This window comes from Kitasatospora sp. NPDC058478, from assembly GCF_042720345.1.
Taxonomy (GTDB): domain Bacteria; phylum Actinomycetota; class Actinomycetes; order Streptomycetales; family Streptomycetaceae; genus Kitasatospora.
Window position 1 is genome coordinate 58329 of record NZ_JBHXML010000025.1, and the last position, 17253, is coordinate 75581.

Annotated in this window: 12 protein-coding genes; 2 read left to right on the forward strand and 10 right to left on the reverse strand. The window is 74.4% G+C overall.

From position 1 onward, the window contains the following. Positions 1 to 3 precede the first annotated feature (3 nt). The 4 genes from ACFWPT_RS16080 to ACFWPT_RS16095 form a co-directional block, all read right to left on the reverse strand. Positions 4 to 2427, reverse strand: a complete 2424-nt coding sequence (locus tag ACFWPT_RS16080; protein ID WP_380482288.1) for a [protein-PII] uridylyltransferase — start codon at positions 2425 to 2427, stop codon at positions 4 to 6. 176 nt (positions 2428 to 2603) lie between these two features. After that, positions 2604 to 2942 carry a P-II family nitrogen regulator gene (locus ACFWPT_RS16085; RefSeq protein WP_063347683.1) on the reverse strand — a complete coding sequence of 113 codons (339 nt, stop codon included), beginning with the start codon at positions 2940 to 2942 and terminating at the stop codon, positions 2604 to 2606. After that, on the reverse strand, positions 2939 to 4351 hold the full coding sequence (locus ACFWPT_RS16090; RefSeq protein ID WP_380376637.1) for an ammonium transporter: 1413 nt from the start codon (positions 4349 to 4351) through the stop codon (positions 2939 to 2941). The genes ACFWPT_RS16085 and ACFWPT_RS16090 overlap by 4 nt, the downstream gene beginning before the upstream one ends. Positions 4352 to 4660: 309 nt before the next feature. After that, positions 4661 to 6115 (reverse strand): hypothetical protein, encoded by a 1455-nt coding sequence (locus ACFWPT_RS16095; protein ID WP_363375923.1) that lies wholly within the window; start codon positions 6113 to 6115, stop codon positions 4661 to 4663. Between the two features lie 605 nt (positions 6116 to 6720). Between ACFWPT_RS16095 and ACFWPT_RS16100 the strand changes: the two genes are divergently transcribed. Beyond that, on the forward strand, positions 6721 to 7398 hold the full coding sequence (locus ACFWPT_RS16100; protein ID WP_063347686.1) for a bifunctional DNA primase/polymerase: 678 nt from the start codon (positions 6721 to 6723) through the stop codon (positions 7396 to 7398). A 149-nt stretch (positions 7399 to 7547) separates the two neighbouring features. Here ACFWPT_RS16100 and ftsY read toward each other — a convergent pair whose 3' ends face one another. The 5 genes from ftsY to ACFWPT_RS16125 form a co-directional block, all read right to left on the reverse strand. After that, positions 7548 to 8798 carry a signal recognition particle-docking protein FtsY gene (gene ftsY, locus ACFWPT_RS16105; RefSeq protein ID WP_063347687.1) on the reverse strand — a complete coding sequence of 417 codons (1251 nt, stop codon included), beginning with the start codon at positions 8796 to 8798 and terminating at the stop codon, positions 7548 to 7550. A gap of 47 nt (positions 8799 to 8845) precedes the next feature. After that, on the reverse strand, positions 8846 to 12523 hold the full coding sequence (smc, locus tag ACFWPT_RS16110) for a chromosome segregation protein SMC (RefSeq protein WP_380482291.1): 3678 nt from the start codon (positions 12521 to 12523) through the stop codon (positions 8846 to 8848). Positions 12524 to 12713: 190 nt separating this feature from the next. Next, positions 12714 to 12917 carry a hypothetical protein gene (locus ACFWPT_RS16115; protein WP_063347689.1) on the reverse strand — a complete coding sequence of 68 codons (204 nt, stop codon included), beginning with the start codon at positions 12915 to 12917 and terminating at the stop codon, positions 12714 to 12716. 402 nt (positions 12918 to 13319) lie between these two features. Further along, a complete protein-coding gene (locus ACFWPT_RS16120) occupies positions 13320 to 13619 on the reverse strand; it encodes an acylphosphatase (RefSeq protein WP_063347690.1) in 300 nt (99 codons plus the stop codon). Positions 13620 to 13738: 119 nt separating this feature from the next. Next, the gene (locus tag ACFWPT_RS16125) at positions 13739 to 15097 is read right to left on the reverse strand and encodes a hypothetical protein (protein WP_380482293.1); all 1359 of its coding nucleotides are present in this window, start codon (positions 15095 to 15097) and stop codon (positions 13739 to 13741) included. A 293-nt stretch (positions 15098 to 15390) separates the two neighbouring features. Here ACFWPT_RS16125 and ACFWPT_RS16130 point away from each other — a divergent pair, with 293 nt between their 5' ends. Next, positions 15391 to 16311 carry a hypothetical protein gene (locus ACFWPT_RS16130; RefSeq protein WP_380376627.1) on the forward strand — a complete coding sequence of 307 codons (921 nt, stop codon included), beginning with the start codon at positions 15391 to 15393 and terminating at the stop codon, positions 16309 to 16311. Positions 16312 to 16342: 31 nt separating this feature from the next. Here ACFWPT_RS16130 and mutM read toward each other — a convergent pair whose 3' ends face one another. Further along, a complete protein-coding gene (mutM, locus tag ACFWPT_RS16135; protein ID WP_380376625.1) occupies positions 16343 to 17221 on the reverse strand; it encodes a bifunctional DNA-formamidopyrimidine glycosylase/DNA-(apurinic or apyrimidinic site) lyase in 879 nt (292 codons plus the stop codon). Between the last annotated feature and the right edge of the window lie 32 nt (positions 17222 to 17253).

Here is a 17253-nt window from a genome sequence, read left to right on the forward strand (position 1 = left end):
GACTCAGCCCAGCACCGCCCGGACCGCCGCCGCCACCTCCCCCGCCCGCCCGGCGGCGAGCGGCCGGCCCGCCCCGTCGGTCAGGTAGAAGGAGTCGACGGCCTCCGCGCCCAGCGTCGAGACGTGCGCCGTCCGCACCCGCACGCCCGCCCCGTCCAGCGCCCGGCCGATCCGGTGCAGCAGCCCCGGGGCGTCGTGCGCGCGGACCTCCAGGACGGTCGCGGTCGCCGAGGCCACCGCGGGCGCCACCGCGACCACCGGCGGCGGGGTGGGGATGCCCCGGCGGCGCGGGGCGGCGGCGTCCCGCTCGGCCAGCCGGCGCGCGACGTCCAGCGAGCCGTCCAGCGCCCGGCGCAGGTCGGCCCGCAACCGGGCGGCCTCCGGCAGCTCGCCGAACTCGGCGGCCACCCGCCAGGACAGCAGCAGCACCGGGCCGGCGCCGATCGGGTCCAGCTCGCGCAGGCCGGCCGAGCGGACGGCCAGCCGGTGCAGCGCGAGCACCCCGGCGACGGTGCCGAGCAGTCCGGGCCGGTCCGGGACGGCCAGGGTCAGCTCGACGCCCATCGGCTCGGCGCCCGGGTCCGCCCCCTCGGACTGCGCCAGCAGCGACAGGGCGGGCCCGCCGGTCCGGGCGGCCTCCACCGCGAGCCGCTCCTGCGCGGCGGTCGGCGCGGCCTCCACGGGCGCGGCGTAGGCGCCGGCCAGCCGGGCGGCGACCCGGGCCGCCAGGCCGTCCACCAGCGAGGCCCGCCAGCCGCTCCACGCGGCCGGGCCGGTGGCCAGCGCGTCCGCCTCGGTGAGCACGTGCAGCAGCTCCAGTTGTGCCGCGGTGCCGACCACCTTGGTGATCGCCTCGACGGTGGCCGGGTCGTCCGGATCCCGTCGGGTCGCGGTGTCGACCAGGGTCAGGTGGTGGCGGACCAGCACCGCCAGGGTCTCGGTGTCCTCGGGGCCGAAGCCCATCCGGGCGGCGATGTCACGGACGATGACCTCGCCGGCCTCGCTGTGGTCGCCGGGCCAGCCCTTGCCGATGTCGTGCAGCAGCGCGGCGACCAGCAGGAGGTCCGGCCGGGCCACCCGGCGGGTCATCGCCGCGGCCCGCACCGCCGTCTCCACCAGGTGCCGGTCGACCGTCCAGCGGTGCACGGCGTTGCGCTGCGGACGGCAGCGCACCCGCTCCCAGTCCGGCAGCAGCCGGGTGACCAGTCCCTCCGCCTCCAGCGCCTCCCACACCGGGACGGCCGCCTCGCCCGCGCCCAGCAGGGTGACCAGCTGCTCGCGCGCCTCGTCCGGCCAGGGCACCGGCAGCGGGCGGCACTCGGCGGCCAGCCGGCGCACCGTCGCGTACGAGACGGTGAGCCCGTTCTGCGCGGCGGCGGCCGCGGCGCGCAGCGGCAGCACCGGGTCGGCGGCCGGGCGGGCGCCCTGGGCGAGCACCGCCTCCCCGTCCTGCTCGACCACGCCCTCGGCGAGCGGTCGGCGCGCGACCGTGCCCCGGGCCACCGCGCCCGCGCCGCGCCCGGCGCCGGTGAACGGGAAGGCCGACCGGGCAGCCCGGCGGCCCCGGCCGGACCGGGCGGCGAGCACCCGGTCCACCGCCCGCCAGGTGACGTCACTCGCGTAGGCGATGGTGCGGGCGGCCTCGTAGACCTGGCGCAGCAGGGTGTCGGCGTCCAGCACGCCGAGCCGTTCGGCGACCTGGTCCTGGTCCTGGAGGCCGAGCCGCTCGGTGGCCCGGCCGGTGGCCAGGTGCAGCGCGTCGCGGACGTCGGCGAGCCGCAGCGCGGCGGCGTCCAGGCCGTCCCGGGGGGCGTCGGCCAGCCAGGTGGCGGCGACGGCGTTGAGCGCGACGGCGTCGCGCAGGCCGCCGCGGGCCTCCTTGAGGTCGGGCTCCAGCAGGAACGACAGCTCGCCGTGCCGCTCGGCCCGCTCCCGCCCGAGGTCGCGCAGCTCCGGCAGGCGCGCGGGGGCGCTCGCGCGCCAGTCGGTGAGCACGGCGGAGCGCAGGGCGGCGGTGAGCGCCTGGTCCCCGGCGAGGTGGCGAGCGTCCAGCAGGCCGAGCTGGGCCTTGAGGTCGGCGGCGGCGACGGACCGGGCCTCGGCGACGGTGCGCACCGAGTGGTCGAGCGCGGCGCCCGCGTCCCAGACCGGGTACCAGATCCGCTCGGGCAGGTCGGGATCGAGCCGGCCGTCGTGCAGCAGCAGGACGTCGAGGTCGCTGCGCGGGGACAGCTCGCCGCGCCCGTAGCCGCCGACCGCGACCAGCGCGACGCCGGGCGGGCCGCCGGCGGCCGCGAGCAGACCAGCCAGCCAGTCGTCGGTGAGCCGGGCGAGAGCCGCGCGGCGGGGCCGCCCGGCCGGGCCGGGGCCGGCGAGCAGCGCGGCCCGGGCGGCGCCGTAGTCGGGAGGGCTGGTCTCGGTGGTCATGGCGTGGTCCCGTCCGTCGTGCGGTTGAGCGGGCGGCGCCGGACGGCCTGCGGGCGGCCGCTGGGAGGTCCGCGGGCGGCCTGCGGGCGGCCCGGCGCCGATGCGCCGTCGGCGGGCCCTACGGTTCAGGGCCCTCGGCGAAGGTCTCTCGACGAAGGGCCCTCGGCGAAGGTCCCTCAGAGGGCGTCCGGCCCGCGCTCGCCGGTGCGGACCCGGACGGCGGTGTCGACCGGGACGCTCCAGACCTTGCCGTCGCCGATCTTGCCGGTCCGGGCGGCCTTCACCAGGACCTCGATCAGCTCGTCGGCGTCCTCGTCCTCGACCAGCACCTCGATCCTGACCTTGGGGACCAGGTCCACGGTGTACTCGGCGCCCCGGTAGACCTCGGTGTGGCCGCGCTGGCGGCCGTAGCCGCTGGCCTCGGTGACGGTCAGGCCGTGCACCCCGAAGGCCTGTAGGGCGGCCTTCACCTCGTCCAGGCGGTACGGCTTGATCACGGCGGTGATGAGCTTCATCGGGCGTCGACCTCGGTCTTCTCGGCGGGCTCGGCGGTGGTCTTGTCGGCGGCCTTCCCAGCGGCCTTGGCGGCGGTCTTCCCGGTGGCGGGCTTCTCCGCGGACCTCGCGGCCGCCGCGGCACCGACCAGGCCCGGCAGGGCCCGCGCCAGGCCCGCGCCCACCGCGCTGAAATCGTAGGCGGACTCGGCGTGTTCGGCCTGGTCGATACCGGCCACCTCGACCTCCTCGGCGACCCGGAAGCCGACCGTCCTGTCGATCGCCTTCGCCAGCAGCCAGGAGAGGACGAAGGAGTACGCCGCGACCACGGCCACGCCCATCGCCTGCTTGCCGAGCTGCGCCGGCCCGCCGCCGTAGAACAGGCCCTTGGCGGTCTGGCCGACCCCGCCGGTGGCGAACAGGCCGATCAGCAGCGAGCCGATCGCGCCGCCCACCGCGTGCACGCCGACCACGTCGAGCGAGTCGTCGAAGCCGAGGCGGTACTTGAGGCTGACCGCGGCGGCGCAGACCGCGCCGGCGATCAGGCCGATCGCCACCGCGCCCAGCGGGCTGACCGAGCCGCAGGCCGGGGTGATCGCGACCAGGCCGGCCACCGCGCCGGAGGCGGCGCCCAGCGTGGTGAACGCGCCGTGCCTGAGCTTCTCGTAGACCAGCCAGCCGACCAGCGCCGCACCGGTGGCGACCTGGGTGTTGACCATCGCCATCGCGGCGACGCCGTTGGCGGCCAGCGCCGAGCCCGCATTGAAGCCGAACCAGCCGAACCACAGCAGCCCGGAGCCGAGCATCACCAGCGGCAGGCTGTGCGGGCGCATCGGGTCCTTCTTGAAGCCGACCCGCTTGCCCAGCACCAGGCAGAGCGCGAGGCCGGCCACGCCCGCGTTGATGTGCACGGCCGTGCCGCCGGCGAAGTCGATCACGCCGTTGCGGTCGCCCAGCCAGCCGCCGTGGCCGCCGTCGAAGAAGAACACCCAGTGCGCGACCGGGAAGTAGACGACGGTCACCCAGAGCGCGATGAACAGGCCCCAGGCGCCGAACTTGGCCCGGTCCGCGATCGCGCCGCTGATCAGCGCCGGGGTGATGATCGCGAACATCAGCTGGAAGGTGGCGAACGCGGTGACCGGGATGGTCCCGGTGAGGTCGTTCAGGCCGATGCCGCGCATCCCGAGGAAGTCCAGGTTGCCGATCAGACCGGCGAAGGAGTCGGGTCCGAAGCTGAGCGAGTACCCGTAGAGGACCCAGAGCACGCTGACGATGCCGAGCGAGAGGAAGCTCATCGCCAGCATGTTCAGGGTGCTCTTGGCCCTGACCATGCCCCCGTAGAAGAAGGCCAGGCCCGGGGTCATCACCATGACCAGGGCCGCACTGATGAGCACGAAGGCGGTGTCGCCCGCGCTGAAGCCGTCCGGCATCGGCGTCTCCTCTGCGTGGAAGCCGATCCAAACCCGGATTACCCGTCCCGTGCCACCCGGGGTGTCGGCGATGAAGAGGAGAGTGCCGAAGGCTGGTTTCGGCCAGTGCGGCTCGTTGTTTCGCGGCCGTGACGCGTGCGACGCCCGGGTTACACCTGCGTGAACGACGGCCGTGCCGCAGGGCCGAACGGGTTACCGTGCCGCCGAACGGGACAGCCGGTGGCACGACGGCCACCGACCGTGGCGGCGGCGGCCGTCACGGTCGGCGGGGTCCTCGGGCCGGGTCCGCGGCCCACGGGCTCGGGGTGCTCAGACCACCGAGACGTACTCGGGGATGTCCTGGACGACGCGCTCCTTGAGCCGGCTCACCGCGTCCACGCCCTTGAACCGGGCGGCCGCGGCCTCGGTGGTCTTGCGGACCCGGGAGTTCAGCCGCTCCGAGCGCACCTTGGTCGCGATGTCCACCGCCTGCTCGGCCATCACCGCGGCCTGCTCGGCCTCCCGCTGCAGCAGGTGGACGCTGGCCATGCCGATCAGGTTGAAGGCGTACGAGCGCACGTGGTCGCCGTCCTGGCGGAACAGGTCGACCGCGCGCTCCATCACCGGCGCGGACATCGAAGCGTACAGCTGGGCGTTGTCGGAGTGGTACGCGAGGTCGCGGAAGGAGTGCGCGTTCTCGGCGTTCAGCTCGGCCGGCGAGAAGAACTTCAGCCAGTCCGGCTCCGCCTCCCCCTCGCGGATGTCGGTGAAGGTGTCCTCGGCCAGCCGGACGGCCCGGGCGCAGCGGTTCACCTCGCCGATGGTGGCGTAGGCGCGCGCCTCCATCGCGTACAGCAGGGACTGCTGGCGCGCGCTGGCGGTGTCCCGGCTGCCGTACTGCGCCAGGTGGATCAGCTCCAGGGCGTCCTCGCCCCGGTTGAGGTGGATCATCTGGCGGCTCATGTCGGTGAGGATGAGTGCGCCGAACGGGCGGTCCCCGGCCTCCTTGGCGGCGTGCAGGGCCAGCACGTAGTACTTCTGCGCACTCGGGTGCATCCCGACGTCGTACGACATCCACCCGGCCAGGTGGGCGAGTTCGGCGGTGAGCCGGAACAGCCGCCGGGTGGTGTTCTCGTTGTACGTCTCCTGGAGCAGGTCGGTGACCTCGTGGAGCTGGCCGACGACGGCCTTGCGGCGCAGCCCGCCGCCGTTCTGCGCGTCCCACTGCCGGAACATGACCGTGGTCTGCTCCAGCAGTTCGAGCTCGGGCTCGGACAGCCGGCCGGTGAACGGGTCGCCGCCGTTGGCCGCGGCGAGGATCGGGGTGGGGGCGCCGGTCGGGCCGGGGGTGAGCCAGCGCTGCATCGGCTCGATCAGCGCTGCGCCGGCGGTCAGCGCGAGCGAGGTGCCGAGGAAGCCCCGGCGGTTGAGCATCAGGTCGCTGCGGGAGTAGTCGCTGATCAGCTGGACGGTCTGCGGCGCGCTCCACGGCAGGTCGACGCCGCCGCCCACGGTGGAGACCGGGATCGCGGCGCGCAGGCCGAGGTCCTCGATCGAGACCACCGAGCCGAAGCGCTCGGAGAAGAGCTCCGACATGATCTTGGGAATCGGCTCGCGGGGCTGTTCGCCGTCGAGCCAGCGGCGCACCCGCGAGGTGTCGGTGGACACGTGGTGGGCGCCGATCTGCCGGGCCCGGCGGTTGACCTGGCGGGCCAGCTCGCCCTTGGACCAGCCGCTGCGGGCGAACCAGGTGGTCAGCTTCTCGTTGGGTTGCTTCTCTGCCATGGGAACGTCCCCATCCCGCCCGGCCCCCTCGGGGCCCCGATCGTGACGCCCGACGGTTTCGGGCCCTTGCCAGACGTGCCGTGCCTGAGGTGTTGCCGTACCACGCTCTCGCACTGGTGTGCCATCGTTACGGACGGACCGTCAGGTTCCCAACTCCCGCGCCCTGTCGGACCGGAGTCGATTCCACGAAGACGTCCGTGTGCTGAACGTAATGCCCCGCGCGGCGCCCACGGGAGCGGCCCTGGCGAAACGCCACCTTTCGCCACCCCCACGAGTGAACCGAAGCCACGGCCCACGCGCTTCACTAGGTAGGTCCGACGGCCCGGCATATGCGGGCCGCCAAGGCCACCGGCGAAACCCGGCAGCCCCGGCAACCCACCGCAGTCACAGGCGAGTTCGCCGCCCACCCTGATCGGCGGCCGCCTCGCCCACCCCACGATCCGGCATCGGTGCCGCCAGCCACAAGGCGGCGCTCGAGGCGCACCACCACGACAGGCGCACACCGGGCGCTGCACGCCGCCACCGCACAACGCACCACGCAACGGACAATCAACACACAGTCACCATCCCGTAACCATCGGCGACGGGAACCTGTTGGGGGAGGCATGGACAACCTGTTCGGCGAACTTCGACTGGGACACCTGCGGTTGACGCCGCTGGGCGCGCGCCGCCGCACCAAGGTCACCGCGTCCCAAGCCGCCGCGGAGTACACCGGCCGCTGGGGCTGGACGGTCGCCACCGGCGCCCCGGCCGGCTCCGCCACCGCCCCGACCCGCTGTCCCTGCGGCTCCGACCGCTGCGCCGCGCCCGGCCTGCATCCCGTACCCGGCGGCGAGGACCGGTCCCGGGAGGCGCGCGCCGGGGGCTCGGTGCTGTTCCCCACCGGCCGCGCCTTCGACGTCCTGGACGTTCCCGAGCAGGCCGGACTGCAGGCGCTGGTCCGGCTGGAGCGGATGGGCACCCAGGTCGGCCCGGTGCTCGCCGCGCCCACCGGCCGGCTGCAGTTCCTGGTCGCCGCCGGCGCCGCCCGCCGGCTGCCCGACCTGCTCTACCGGATGGGCTGGGACGACGCCGCGCTCGACCTCACCTGCCACGGCGAGGGCAGCTACGTCGCCGCCCCGCCCACCGTGCTCGGCGCGCTCGGCCCGGTCCGCTGGCTGCGCCGCCCCACCCGCGACAACGCCGGCTGCCCGCCCGAGGCCCGGCTGCTGCTCGGCACCCTCGCCTACGCCTGCCACCGCGGCCGCGAGCGCACCGCCGAACCCGCCTGGCTCGCCTCGTAGGCCTCAGCGCGCCCCACGCGCCGCACGCGCCTCGGCGTGCGCCCCTCCAGCTCTGCGCGCTCCTCCGCCCCGGTACGCTCCTCCGGTCCCGGGCGGCAACGCGAAAGGGCCCGCCCCTCGCGGAGCGGACCCTTCGTGCGTACGGGGCCTCAGTCCCCGATCAGCGCGTCCACGAACGCGCCCGGCTCGAACGGCGCCAGGTCGTCCGCACCCTCGCCCAGGCCGACCAGCTTGACCGGCACGCCCAGGTCGCGCTGGACCGCGACCACGATGCCGCCCTTGGCGGTGCCGTCCAGCTTGGTCAGCACGATGCCGGTGATGTCGACCACCTCGGCGAACACCCGGGCCTGGATCAGGCCGTTCTGGCCGGTGGTGGCGTCCAGCACCAGCAGCACCTCGTCCACCGGGCCGTGCTTCTCGACGACCCGCTTGACCTTGCCCAGCTCGTCCATCAGGCCGGTCTTGGTGTGCAGTCGGCCGGCGGTGTCCACCAGCACGGTGTCGGCGCCCTCGGCGATGCCCTCCTTGACCGCGTCGAACGCGATCGAGGCCGGGTCACCGCCCTCCGGTCCGCGCACGGTGCGCGCACCGACCCGCTCGCCCCAGGTCTGCAGCTGGTCGGCGGCGGCGGCCCGGAAGGTGTCGGCGGCGCCGAGCACCACCTTGCGGCCGTCGGCGACCAGGACGCGGGCGAGCTTGCCGGTGGTGGTGGTCTTGCCGACGCCGTTGACGCCGACCACCAGGACCACGGCCGGCCCCTCCGCGTGCTTGGTGGAGCGGACGGTGCGGTCGGCGTCCTTGCCGATCAGCTCGACGAGCTCCTCGCGCAGCAGCGCGCGCAGTTCGTCGGGCGTCCGGGTGCCGAGCACCTTCACCCGGGTGCGCAGCCGCTCGACCAGCTCCTGGGTGGGGGCCACGCCGACGTCGGCGGTCAGCAGGGTCTCCTCGATCTCCTCCCAGGTGTCCTCGTCCAGGTGCTCGCGGGAGAGCAGCGAGAGCAGGCCCTTGCCGAGCGAGTTCTGCGAGCGGGAGAGCCGGGAGCGCAGCCGGACCAGCCGACCCGCGGTGGGCTCGGGGACCTCGACGGCGGGTGCCGTCTCGGCCTCGGCGGCCTCGACCTCGACCTCGGTCGGGGCCGTGGCCGGGGCTCCGGTCGAGGCTTCGGTCGGAGCCTCGGTCTCGGGGAGCTGCACCTCCTCGACGGTGCGGCGGGGCTCCTCGGTCGGCGGCGCGGCCTCCTCGCCGACCTGGGGCTCCTGCGGGGTGGTCGGCGGCGCCGTGATGACCGGCGACTGCGACTTCGGGGGCAGTTGCTGGCGTCGTCTGCCGGAAACGACGAGGCCGGCGATCGCGCCGATGGCGACCACGGCGATGACTACGGCAAGGATCACGTATTCCATAACTGCTCCAGTATCCGCGACCGGAGCCCGGATGGACCGCAGCCGCCCTACGCCGATGCGGTACGGACGGCCTCCGGCCGCTCCCGGTGTCCTCCTCCGGACCGGCGGCCGGGAGGTGCCCCGACGCGCAGCCGCTGGCTGATCACCTGTGAGATGCCGTCGCCCTTCATGGTCACGCCGTAGAGGGCGTCCGCGGACTCCATGGTCAGCTTCTGGTGGGTGATCACGATCAGCTGGGAGCTCTCCCGCAGCTCCTCCATGATCCCGACCAGCCGGCGCAGGTTGGTCTCGTCGAGCGCCGCCTCCACCTCGTCCATCACGTAGAACGGGCTGGGCCTGGCCTTGAAGATCGCCACCAGCAGTGCCACCGCGGTCAGCGAGCGCTCGCCGCCGGACAGCAGCGACAGCCGCTTGACCTTCTTGCCCGGTGGGCGGGCCTCCACCTCGACGCCGGTGGTGAGCATGTGGTCGGGGTCGGTCAGCACCAGCCGCCCCTCGCCGCCGGGGAACAGCCGGGCGAAGACGCCCTCGAACTGGGCGGCGGTGTCGTGGTACGCCGAGGCGAACAGCTGCTCGACCCGCTCGTCCACCTCCCGGACGATGTCCAGCAGGTCGCGCCGGCTGCGCTTGAGGTCGTCCAGTTGCTCCCCGAGGAACTGGTGGCGCTCCTCCAGCGCCGCGAACTCCTCCAGCGCCAGCGGGTTGACCTTGCCCAGTTGCTGGTACGCCTTCTCGGCCGCCCTGAGTCGCTTCTCCTGCTCGGCCCGGTCGTACGGGCGCGGCTCGCCCGGTTCCCCTCCTTCTTCCGGGGTCGACGGTGGGACGGGCTGGTCCGGCCCGTAGGTGGCGAGCAGTTCGCCGCCGTCGATGCCGAACTCCTCCAGCGCCCGGGCCTCCAACTGCTCGATCCGCAGCCGCTTCTCGGCCCGCAGCACCTCGTCCCGGTGGCCGGCGTCGACCAGTTTGTCCAGTTCCTCCTTGAGGCCGCGGCCGTGCTCGCGGTGCGCCCGCAGTTCGGTCTCGCGCTCGGCGCGCGCCTGCTCGACCGCCGCCCGCCCGGCGTCCGCGCGGGACAGCGACACCTCCAGGCAGGCCAGCAGCTGCCGGGCGCCCGCCGCGACGGCGTTCGCCACCCCGGCGTCGTGCTCGGCGCGTCGGCGGCGCTCGGCGGCCCGGGCGCGCGTCTCGCGCTCGGCGCGGGCGGCCCGGTCCAGCTGGTCCGCCCGGCCGGCGAGCGCGCGGACCCGCTCCTCGTGGGTGCGCACCGCGAGCCTGGCCTCCAGCTCGGCCTGCCGGGAGCCGGTGGCGGCCTCGGCCAGCCGCTGCTGCTCGGCGGTGTCCGGCTCGTCCTCCCCGGCGTCCTCCGAGTCCTCGGCCGCTGCCAGGCGTTCGGCCAACTCCTCTGCGGTGGCGAGGAGTTCGACCAGGCCCTGGTCGGCCCGCGCGGCGGCGGCGGACAGCCGCTCGGCCTCGCCGGCGGCGGCCCTGGCCTGCCCGCCGAGGCGGCCGAGCGCACCCGCCACCTGGGCGTGCTCCTTCTCCTTCCGCCGCCGCTGCTCGGCGAGTTGCTCCACGGCGGCGGCCGACTCCCTTCGCTGCTCGGCGAGTTCGGCCAGGTGTACGGCCGACTCGGCGCAACGGAGGGTGAGTTCGGCGATCTCCCGGGCGGCCTCCTCGACCGCCGCCCGGATCTCCAGCAGGCTCGGCACACCGTCGGATCCGCCCTGCGCGAAGTCGGCGCCGAGCCGGTCCCCGGCGGCGGTGACGGCGGTCAGCCCGGGGTGGTCGGCGACCAGCCGCAGCGCCTCGTCGAGGGTGTCGACGACCGCCACCCGGGCCAGCAGGCCCCGCGCGGCGCCGACCAACCCGGCCGGCCCGTCGACGAGTTCGGCGGCCCAGCGGGCTCCGTCCGGCAACTCCCCGACGCCGGCGAGCGGTTCACCGGCACCCTCGATCAGCAGCGCGGCCCGGCCGGCGTCCTCGATCGGCAGCGCGGCCCGGCCGACACCCTCGATCAGCAGCGCAGCCCGGCCGGCGTCCTCGGCGCGCAGCAGCCGCAGCGCCTCGGCGGCGGTGCCGGGCGAGTCGACGGCGACCGCGTCGGCGGCCGCGCCGAGCGCCGCCGCCACCGGCACCTCGTACCCGGGGGCGATCCGCAGCAGCGCGGCCGCGGGGCCGCGCAGTCCGCTCAGCCGCTCCCCCGCGTCGAGCAGGGCGCCGGTGCCGTCCTTGCGGCGCAGTCCGAGGGAGAGCGCCTCGTGCCGCGCGGTGAGTCCGGCCCGTTCGCGCTCGGCGGCGCCGGCCGCCTCCCGGGCGGCGGCGAGGTCGCGTTCGACGGCGGCGAGCCGCTCCCGGGCCTCCTGGTGGGCGGCCTCGGCCTGCTCGTCGTCCCCGGCGGGGCCGCCGACCTGCCGTTGGAGCTCCTCGTACTCGGCCTGGGCGGCCTCGGCCCGCAGCAGCGCCTCGCCGCCGGCCTCGGTCAGCCGGCCGATCTCCGCTTCGGCGCAGGCCGCCTTGGAGCGGGCGGCGGCGGCCTGCCCCTGCAACCGGGCCAGGCCCTCCCGGCGGTCCGCGATGGCCCGGGCGGCGTCCCGCAGGCGACGCTCCTCGGTGGCCAGCCCGCGCTCCAGTTCACTCCTGCGTTCGACCGCCTCGGCCAGCGCGTACTGCGCCTCCTCCAGCGCCTCGGCCAGCGCGGCCTCGTCCTCGCGGACCCGCGCGGCCTCCCGTTCCAGTTCCTCGGGATCGCGGCCGCGCCGCTCCTCGGCCTGCCCGCCCGCGGCGGCGTGCCGGGCGCGGGCCTCGGCCAGTCCGATGGTGCCGCGGGTGCGCTCGGCTAGGGCGGAGAGCCGGTACCAGGTCTGCCGGGCGGCCTCCAGGCTCGGGCCGAGCTGCTGGACCTGCGCCTCCAGCACGGCCTCGCGCTGGACGACACCGGCCAGTTCCTGCTCGACGGTGGTGCGGCGCAGCCGCAGTGCCAGCTCGTCGGCGATCTCGGCCTCGACGGCCTGCCGGAGGGCCAGCAGGTCGTCGGCGAGCAGCCGCAGCCGGGCGTCGCGCAGGTCGGCCTGGATGCCGGCGGCGCGGCGGGCGATCCTGGCCTGCCGGCCGAGCGGTCCGAGCTGGCGGCGCAGTTCTGCCACCAGGTCCTGGACGCGGTTGAGGTTGACCTGCATCGCGTCCAGTTTCCGCAGCGCCTTCTCCTTGCGCTTGCGGTGCTTGAGGACGCCGGCCGCCTCCTCGATGAAGGCGCGGCGGCCCATCGGGTCGGCGTGCAGGACGGAGTCCAGCTGGCCCTGGCCGACGATGACGTGCATCTCGCGGCCGATGCCGGAGTCGGAGAGGAGCTCCTGGATGTCCAGCAGGCGGCAGGTCTCGCCGTTGAGCGCGTACTCGCTGCCGCCGTTGCGGAACATGGTCCGGGTGATGGTCACCTCGGAGTAGTCGATCGGCAGGGCGCCGTCGGCGTTGTCGATGGTGAGGCTGACCTCGGCCCGGCCGAGCGGGGCGCGCCCGCTGGTCCCGGCGAAGATGACGTCCTCCATCTTGCCGCCGCGCAGCGACTTGGCGCCCTGCTCCCCCATCACCCAGGACAGCGCGTCGACGACGTTCGACTTGCCGGAGCCGTTCGGGCCGACCACGCAGGTGATGCCGGGCTCGAAGCGCAGGGTGGTGCTGGAGGCGAAGGACTTGAACCCGCGCAGCGTCAGACTCTTCAGGTGCACGCGGCCGGTCTCCTCGTCGCTCGCCAGGGCCCGGGGCCTGTCGTCAACGGCGACTGTATCCCCGGCGGGCCGTGCGTCCCGGGCCCGGACACGACGAAGGGACGCCACAACCGGGCGTCCCTTGCAAGCTGCGTCCCTTTCGGAGCGGCTCAGTGCACAGCGGCGTCGATCTGCGAGGACCGGGCGGGACTCAGGTGAGAGCCGGCTCCCGCTGATCCAGATCGATGCTGTTGAGCAGCGAGTGCCCGTCAGCGACAGCGGCGAGCGCGTCGTTCTCGGCCTGCATCCGAAGGAGCTCGGATTCAAGGTCCTGGACGCGCTGCTGAAGCCGTCGCATCTCGGAGAGCATTCGCGGGTCGGGGCCGCCGACGTACCCGAGAAGCGCCTTTGCCATGATGAATGGTCCTCCACGCTGAGTGACCGAACCGGAACGGTACAGGTCTAGGGGGAAGGGGGACGCACGCGCGGCGCGTCACCGGTAGTGCTGGCTGGGCACTTACGGCACAACCATCGTGAGCTGGGCTCACGAGGGCAGACGCCTGCCGGGAAAACGCGGTCGTGTGCGCGGGTTTCCAGCGTCTCACCAAAGACGGAAAGGGTCAACACGATCACCGCACGCTACCGCGACCCTGTCACCTGCCTGGCGGTGTCGTCACGCCTGGGGGCCTCGGGCCGGGTCCACCAGCTGCTCGTGGATCATCGTTCGATGCGGAGTCAACCACGAGTCTGCCCGAATGGCAACCGCATGACACCGGCAGTTGCCGATCAGTTCCGGCCCGCGCGGGTGTGGCCGGGCTCAGCGGATCTCGAAGCCCTCGTAGCCGGGGCCCACGGCCGTCCAGATCTCGGTGACGCCGCTGACCTCGCCCGGGGTTCCCGGGCCGCGCAGCAGGTCCAGCAGCAGTTCGCAGTCGGCGGCCAGTCCCTCGGCGACCACCTGCACCCGGCCGTCCCCGAGGTTGCTCGCGTAGCCGGTCAGGCCGGTCTCCAGCGCCCGTGCCCTGGTCCACCAGCGGAACCCGACCTGCTGGACCTTCCCCCGGACCCAGGCGGTCACCCGGACCGGTTCCTCACTGTGGGCGTCGCGACCGTGCATGCCCCGAGCCTAAGGCGTGTCCGGCGGTCACAGCTCCACGGGGCCGTCGACCACGCGGAGCGGCCCCGCCGGAGGAAGTCCGGCGGGGCCGCAGGGGTGTCGCGGTGGGGCTCAGCGGGTCACCAGTCGCCGCCGCCGAAGTCGCCGCCGCCACCGAAGTCCCCGCCACCGAAGCCGCCGCCGTCGCCGAAGCCACCGCTGAAGTCGGAGGAGTTGAAGTCGGCGCCGGTGAAGTCGCCGCCCTCGTGCTGGTCCTGGTAGCCCTGGTCCATCATCGGCGCCGCGGCGTAGGCCGGGCTGCTGATCATCGAGCCGAGCATGGTGCCGACCAGCAGGCCCGGCAGCAGGCCGCCGCCGAATCCGCCGAAGTAGCCGCCCGCCCAGGGGGCGTAGGCCGGGCCGGCGTTCCAGTACGGCTGCGGGCCGTGCTCGGTCTCGACGGTGCGGATGGCCGGGTCGAGGCCGGCGGCCAGCCGGTCCGCGTCGGACCGGCAGACCGGGACGGTGCGGGCGGCGCCGTCGGCCGGGGCCCAGTCGACGTCCTTGACCGAGGGGCCGTGGCGCGGGTCGAAGAAGCACGGGGGCCTGCGCTCGGGCACCGGACGCTTCTCCCGCCGGGCGGCCAGGGTGGCCAGCGCGAACCGGCCGTCCTCCAGCGCCTCGGTGACCGGCTTGACGTCGTCCGGCCGCTTGGCCTCGTCCATCAGCCGCTTGGCCTTCTCGTACGAGTCCAGGGCGTGGGTGTAGTCGGTGCGCTGGGTGTCGTCGGCGTCGGTCGCGGCCGGGTTGAAGTCGAGCCGGTCCAGTTCCTCGCCGAAGGCGGTGATGTCCTCGTCGACCACCCGGCGCAGCTGCTCCAGCTCGGTCCGGGCCTGCTCCTCCTTGCGCGCCTTGGCGCGGCGGAAGAGGAGGAAGACGCCGGCACCGGCCAGCGCGAGCAGCACGATCGGGATGACCACCCAGGCGATCGAGGTGCTGTGGTTCACCCCGGTGCCCTTGGCCTGCGGGGCGGCGCTGTCGACGAACTCGTTCAGGGTGGCGTCGATGTCGCCGTTGTGGGAGCGGAAGGCGGCGCCGGCGATCCGCTCGGCGCTGCCCTGCGACATCGCGCCGCGGTCGGCCTTGGCCGCGAACTGGTCACCGCGCCAGATCGCGTAGGCACCGTCGATGCCGACCTTGGTGCGCAGGTCGTTGAAGACGGTCCGCTCGCCGTAGGGGGCGCTGGCCGGGACGACCGCGACGAAGATCGGCTTGTCGGCCTTCTTGATCTTCTCGGTCAGGGCGTCGGCCTGGCTCTGGCTGAATCGGCTGGTCATCGCCGGGTCGACGTAGACCCGACCCTGCTTCAGGGTGGAGGCCGCGTCGTCCAGCCCGCCCGCGGCCGAGGCCGTCGGTGCGAGCAGGAGCAGCAGCCCCAGCAGCGCCGCCACCAGGGCAAGCGGCCCGGCGCCCCGGGAACGTCGTGCAAGGGTTCTCATGCCCTCGACGCTACCCCGACGGGCGTCAAGGCACGGCATACCCTTCGCATACTGGTAGTGACAAGATTCCCCGCCGACCGCCGGGGCCGCGCCCCTCCTCGGGGATGATGTTTCCCCCACTCGCCCCTGATCCGGGCGGTGCGCGGGAACCGCGGCCGGCGCCCGGACGTACGTCCCGGCGGGCCCAGGGTGTTCCGGGCGGTGCGCCGACCGTACCGCGCGGACGGGCATAGTGGTCCCGGACCACTGGTCCCATTACCTGTTCTTGACCCATCTCCCGATCGGAGCACCCGGTGATCATCGGCCTCGTCACCGCCGTGGCGGCATCCGCCTGCTACGGCACCGGCTCAGTCCTCCAGGCCGTCGGATCCCGCCGCTCCGCGCGCGAGGAGGCCGCCAAGGGCGCCGCCGGCGCCACCACCGAGCACGGCGGGCCGAGCCTGTCCTCCACCGCGAAGGCTGCCGTCACCTGGGAGTTCATCGTCGGCACGGTGCTCGACCTGATCGGCTTCGGGCTGGGCGCGCTGGCCGCGCGGCTGCTGCCGCTGTTCCTCTCGCAGACCATCATCAGCGCCAACCTGGTGATCACCGCGGTGCTGAGCATCAAGCTGCTCGGCATCCGGCTCAAGCAGCTGGAGTGGGCCTCGATCGGCGTGCTCTGCTCGGCGCTGGTGCTGCTGGCCGTCTCGGCCGGCCCGGAGGGCGGCCACCACGCGTCGATGGCCTTCCACTGGGGCCTGCTGCTGGTCACCACCGTGCTGCTGGTCGGCGGTGGCCTGCTGGTGCGGCGGATGGGCTCCAAGGGCGCGATCGTCGCCGGTCTGCTCTCCGGCCTGGGCTTCGGCGCGCTGGGCGTCGGCGTGCGCATCCTGAACGGCATCGACCCGTTCGACCTCGCCAAGCTGCTCTCCGACCCGGCGCTGTACGCGATCCTGGTCGGCGGCATCGGCGGCATGTACGTGCACACCGTGGCACTGCAGATCGGCTCGGTGAACGGCGCGACGGCAGCGCTGGTGGTCGGCGAGACGGTGCTGCCCGGCGCGATCGGCGTGCTCTGGCTCGGCGACTCCTCCAAGTCCGGCCTGGGCTGGCTCGGCGTGGTCGGCTTCCTGCTCGCGGTGGTGTCCGCGGTCGGGGTCGCCTACTTCGGCCAGGACACCCACGGCTCCCCTGGCGAGGCGGCCGCCGACCAGCCGGAACTCGCCAAGCACTGAGCTCCCCGGCCCCCGCCCCCTGCCCCTGCTGTCAGCCCCCGCTGCGGACCCGCGGCACCCGCTGGCAGCGGGGGCAGAAGTAGCTGGAGCGGTTCATCCAGGCGGCCCGCCGGATCGGGGTGCCGCAGCGGCGGCAGGGCTCGTGCTCGCGGCCGTACGCGTCGAGGTCGCGGGAGAAGTAGCCGCTCTCGCCGTTCACGTTGACGTACAGGCTGTCGAAGCTGGTGCCGCCGACGGCGAGCGCCGCCGTCATCACCTCGCGGGCGTTCGCAAGCAGTTCGGCGGCCTGCGGGCGGGTGAGCGTCGCGGTCGGGCGGTCGTAGTGCAGCCGGGAGCGCCAGAGCGCCTCGTCGGCGTAGATGTTGCCGACCCCGCTGATCAGCGTCTGGTCGAGCAGCGCCCGCTTCACGGTGGTGCGCTTGGCCCGCAGCGCGGCCGCGAAGGCGGCGTCGTCGAAGCGCGGGTCGAGCGGGTCGCGGGCGATGTGCGCGATGGAGAGCGGCGTGCCCTCCGGGTCGCCGTCCTCGGCCTCCTCGACCGCGAGGGCGCCGAAGGTCCGCTGGTCGACGAAGCGCAGTTCGCGCCCGCCGTCGGCGAACCGCAGCCGCACCCGCAGGTGCGTCTCGTCGGGTACGGACGGGTCCTGGACGAGGAGTTGGCCGCTCATGCCGAGGTGGCCGATCAGCGAGAAGCCCGCGCCGGACCCCGCCAGCGGCACCCACAGGTACTTGCCGCGCCGCTGCGCGGTGCCGAGGGTGGTGCCGGTCAGCCGGGCGGTGAAGTCGGCGGCGCCGGCGGGCTGGCGGCGCACCGCGCGCGGGTGCAGCACCTGGACGTCGGCGACGGTCCGCCCGGCGACCCAGTTCGCCAGACCGCGGCGGACGACCTCGACCTCGGGAAGTTCGGGCACGGGAACAGGCCTCCTGCGGAAGGGATCAGCAG